The following is a 1,722-nucleotide window of genomic DNA, read 5'->3' on the forward strand; positions in this document are numbered from 1 at the left end:
CTGGAGCGCTGCGGGCAGCGACTCACCGAAGTTGGCGAACCACTCCTCGATCGAGGCGAGCTCGGTCTTCCATTCGTCGGCGTCGACGCGGACGGCGTCCTCCACCTGGGCGGGGGTCATGTCCAGTCCGGTGAGGTCGATGGAGTCGCCGGTCGGGACGAAGCCGATGGGGGTCTCCACGGCGTCGGCCTTTCCTTCGAGCCGCTCGATGGCCCACTTCAGGACGCGTGCGTTGTCCCCGAAGCCAGGCCAGGCGAAGCCGCCCTCAGCCGTGCGGCGGAACCAGTTGACCAGGAAGATCTTGGGCAGSCGCTCCGGGTTGGCCTTGGCCGAGAGGTTGACCCAGTGGTTCAGGTAGTCGCCGGCRTCGTAGCCGATGAACGGCAGCATGGCCATGGGGTCGCGGCGGACCACGCCGACGGCACCGGCCGCAGCAGCGGTGGTTTCGGACGACAGGGTGGAGCCCATGAAGATGCCGTTGGTCCAGTCGCGGGCCTCGGTGACCAGCGGGATGGTGGTCTTGCGGCGGCCGCCGAACAGGATSGCGGASAGTTCCACACCRTCCGGGYTGTGGTACTCCTCGGCCAGCATGTCGATCTGGTCGATCGGGGTGCAGAAGCGCGAGTTCGGGTGTGCTGCCGGCTTGCCGGACTCAGGWGTCCAGGRGTTGCCCTGCCAGTCGGTMAGGTGCGCCGGGGTCTCCTCSGTCATGCCYTCCCACCAGACTCCGCCGTCGTCGGTCAGTGCAACGTTGGTGAAGATGCTGTTGCCCTTGGCGATGGCGCGCATGGCGTTGGGGTTGGTGCCCCAGCCCGTGCCGGGAGCCACGCCGAAGAGGCCGGCCTCGGGGTTGACGGCGCGGAGCTCGCCTTCCTTGCCGAACCGCATCCAGGTGATGTCGTCACCCAGAGTCTCCACCTTCCAGCCATCGATGGTGGGATCGAGGAGGGCGAGGTTGGTCTTGCCGCAGGCGGAAGGGAAGGCGGCCGAGACRTAGTAGGTCTTCTGTTCCGGCGAGGTCAGCTTCAGGATGAGCATGTGCTCGGCGAGCCAGCCCTCATCATGGGCCATGACCGAGGCGATGCGCAGGGCGTAGCATTTCTTGCCCAGCAGCGCGTTTCCGCCGTAGCCGGAACCGAAGGACCAGATGGAGCGCTCCTCCGGGAAGTGCACGATCCACTTGTCCGGGTTGCACGGCCACGGCACGTCGGCCTGGCCGGGCTCCAGCGGAGCACCCAGGGAGTGCAGGGCCGGAACGAAGAAAGCGTTGGTTTCGGTGATCCGGTTCAGGACATCGGTGCCGATGCGGGCCATGATGCGCATGGAGGCGACCACGTAGGCGGAGTCGGTGATCTCCACGCCGAACTTGGGGTCCTCGGCGTCGAGGTGGCCCATCACGAATGGGATGACGTACATGGTCCGGCCGCGCATGGAGCCGGAGAACAGCCCGCGCAGCTTCTCCTTCATCTCCGCCGGGGCCATCCAGTTGTTGGTGAAGCCGGCGTCGTGCTCCTTTTCGGAGCAGATGAAGGTCTGCTCTTCCACGCGGGCCACGTCGGCGGGGTCCGAGAACGCTGCGAAGGAGTTGGGGAACAGGTCCTGGTTCAACCGCTTCAGGGTGCCGGCCGCGACGAGTTCGTCAGTGAGGCGGGTGTTTTCTTCCTCTGAGCCGTCGACCCAGTGAATCCGGTCCGGCTGGGTAAGCCCAGCGACCTCTTCAAC

General features: G+C 66.3%; 1 protein-coding gene. It reads right to left on the minus strand.

Annotation, left to right across the window (positions count from 1 at the left end; all coding sequences use genetic code 11):
* Window positions 1-1,722, minus strand: a 1,722-nt coding sequence (locus tag AC1DFE_RS23990; protein WP_476908324.1) for a phosphoenolpyruvate carboxykinase (GTP), incomplete at both ends; no start/stop codon positions are given.

This window comes from Arthrobacter sp. 05T423 (genome assembly GCF_056396245.1).